Genomic DNA, 2,882 nt, shown 5'->3' on the forward strand with positions numbered 1-2,882 from the left:
CGATCTCTCACGATCTCAAAACTCCAGTTATGGGTATGTCATTAATGTTGCAAGGTTTATTGCAAAAGTCAGAGCGACAACTAACATTCGATCGGGCTATTTTAGAGCAACTATTTGCAGGCAGCGAGCGACAGATTAATCTAATTGAGTCCCTATTAGCGGCACAGTCAGCAGAAACGGGAACGATTGCGATCCATTGTCAACCAATCCAATTAAATACCTTAGTCGATCGAATCATTGCCGAGTTAATGCCGATCGTTCGTCAACATCGAATGACACTAGCTAAAACAACAACCAATAATTTGCCACTGGTAAATGCAGATAATACTCAACTGTGGCGCGTTTTTAATAATCTAATTGATAATGCGCTAAAACACAATCCAGGTGGTACGCAAATTGAAATTAGCATCGAGACGATCTCCAATCGACAGCGGCAGTGGCTGTGCTGTAACGTGCGCGATAATGGGATTGGTATTCCCAGCACTCAAATCCCCCATTTATTTAAACTCTACGCCAGAGGTGAAAAATCTAAACGAATGCCAGGGCTGGGATTGGGACTATACTTATGTCAGCAAATTATCATCGCCCATCAAGGGGAAATTGGCGTGAATAGCCAAGTAGATCGGGGCAGTACTTTTTGGTTTACCCTACCCATTACCGATCGTCAGACTTCAAACTAATCCCGATCGTAATGCTACTACGGCGGCTTGTACCCGATCGTCTACTGCTAACTTATTCATAATGTTGCGAATATAAACTTTGACCGTACTCAGGCTAACATAGAGTCGATCGGCAATTTCAGGATTGCTATGTCCATCGACTAACAGTTCTAAGACTTCTAATTCGCGTGGCGACAATGCAACTTGAGGATGATTAGAGCGAGGGGGTTGCAAATGAGAGATCGCCGCACGAGCAATCTGTGGATCGAGATACACGGCTCCATCTTTAACAACCGAGATCGCGCCTAATAAATGCGGTAAACTCGTACCTTTCATACAATAACCATCCGCGCCACAAGATAACGCAGCGATAATTTCTGTTGTTTCACCATGAGAGGTGAGCATCAATATGCGGAGCTGTGGGAACCTCACTTTAATTTGGCGAGTTGCTTCGATCCCATCTAATTGGGGCAATCCTACATCCATAATTACCAAGTCAGTTGCGATTTGACTGACTGCATCGATCGCGCCATAACCGTCAGCGGTTTCGCTGACAATCTCGATCTGTGGCTGTGCCTCTAGAAACTGCTTTAATCCCATCCGCATCAGCGGATCGTCTTCAACGATCGCGATCCTCAACGGCGTGAGTGGCAAATCGAGCGGTTTTAGGAATGGTGTATCGGTCATCTCACATCTTGTAACAAAATAAATTTACTGGCTGTTAGCCTCCGCTCTGTGGAACCGCACAATTAATTTAGTGCCGATTTTGAAATGTGAAGCTCAGAGTTCCGGAGCATTCTTAGCGCAATTTTGTTGACAGCGAGATTATCGTGATTATTGCTAGTATAGGAGACAAATAAAGTATTGTGCGATCGAGCGATCTTCGGATCGGGGCTAGCATCGATAAATACGGCTACGTCGGCAGGAGTATTGGCGAGCATTTGGGCGACTCTACTCCCCCATCGGTTATTGTAAAAGTTGGGCGATGCCAGCCCAGGAGGACGAGATCGACTCGATCGAGTGTGGCAATGATGGCGGTTTTCTGAGCGACATCATCACCAACTTGGACGATCGGTTGAAAGATCGATCGCATCTCGATCGTGATGCTGGCAGCAGTAGCATTTTCAAAAAATGCTACTGCTGCACGTTTATTACAGCTCGCCAACGGGATTGACTTGACAGCGATCCTACTCCGCACGACTCAGCCAAAAATTAGCTGAGTTTGAAGTCGCAAGCCGACAGGGCCGGTTGACCGAAGAGACTGGCAAACTGGCCACCATCGCCGAAGCCAACATCGATCCCATTAGTATTATAGAAAAGACTGCCGCTACCGCTGTTATAAACGATCGCCGCAGTACTAGTTGCCGCTGAAGCATCGTCGGTTACGATGGCAAAGTTACTACCAAAATCTTGGTTGAACAGGTTAAAGGTAGCCTTATTCAAACCGATCGAATCTTCCCCAGGCGCAAAGTCATTAATTCGGTCGATGCCCAAAGAGGCGGCATTGAAAAGTGTCCCATCGCCAAAGACAAATCGATCGTTGCCCATGCCTCCGGTGAGAATATCATCCCCCGCACCACCATAGAGAAACTCGTTGCCAGTACCACCGATGAGGGCATCTTTACCTTCATTACCAAAGAGGATGTCATTACCAGCACCGCCGCGAATGTAGTCATCACCAGCAAGACCACCGATCGTATCGTTACAATCGGTACCAAATACAATATCGTCCCCAGCAGTAGGCTGATTTACTCGATTCTCCGTAGGAGAGGCTCCGCCAACGCTCGAAACTGGATTTACACCGGCAATTGCTTCACCTGCTAGATTGAGGATATTACCAGCTCCAAGATTGTCACGTACTTCTTCAACATTTTGTCGATCGGTCAATAACTGCGCTAGGTTAGGATTATTCGCCTGCAATTTTTCCTTGAATACCTGCCAGTCTTTGCCTTCCCAGCTAAAGTCAGCTTGATTGAGTTCATCGACAGAAATCTCAGATAGAGTTAGATCCGCAGGTTTATCGCTGATGGCACGAATTCCAGCTATTGTCGGATTGCTAGTATCGGGCAAAAGAGCACTAAAATCGGCGAGAATTCCCGAGCTATGCTTGCGAGTAGCGTAGTCTACCTTGCCAGGTTCTGTTACAACGGGTGTTTCATAAGTACCAACTGTCACTTTTCCAGGAATAAAGGCATCGCCATGAAAAAGATCCTGACACTCGCG

General features: G+C 46.6%; 4 protein-coding genes. 1 reads left to right on the forward strand and 3 read right to left on the reverse strand.

What is annotated here, in order from left to right:
• A partial coding sequence (locus RMO84_RS04115) for a HAMP domain-containing sensor histidine kinase (RefSeq protein ID WP_310487208.1) occupies window positions 1-680 on the forward strand: 680 nt, incomplete at its 5' end.
• Here the strand turns inward: RMO84_RS04115 and RMO84_RS04120 are convergent.
• From RMO84_RS04120 to RMO84_RS04130, 3 genes are all read right to left on the reverse strand, one after another.
• Window positions 672-1,346: a response regulator transcription factor gene (locus RMO84_RS04120; RefSeq protein WP_310487210.1), complete on the reverse strand. Its 675-nt coding sequence runs from the start codon at window positions 1,344-1,346 to the stop codon at window positions 672-674. The genes RMO84_RS04115 and RMO84_RS04120 overlap by 9 nt on opposite strands.
• Before the next feature lie 226 nt (window positions 1,347-1,572).
• Window positions 1,573-1,824 (reverse strand): hypothetical protein, encoded by a 252-nt coding sequence (locus RMO84_RS04125; protein WP_310487211.1) that lies wholly within the window; start codon window positions 1,822-1,824, stop codon window positions 1,573-1,575.
• 47 nt (window positions 1,825-1,871) lie between these two features.
• Window positions 1,872-2,882: calcium-binding protein (locus RMO84_RS04130; RefSeq protein WP_396135766.1), on the reverse strand; the 1,011-nt coding region annotated here is incomplete at its 5' end.

Origin of the sequence: Chamaesiphon sp. VAR_69_metabat_338, from assembly GCF_031423935.1 — a bacterium.
Lineage (GTDB): Bacteria > Cyanobacteriota > Cyanobacteriia > Cyanobacteriales > Chamaesiphonaceae > Chamaesiphon.

Bases quoted from the DNA above. Each gene is read 5' to 3' on its own strand.
- RMO84_RS04120 (WP_310487210.1), bottom strand. From the start codon at position 1,346: ATGACCGATACACCATTCCTAAAACCGCTCGATTTGCCACTCACGCCG.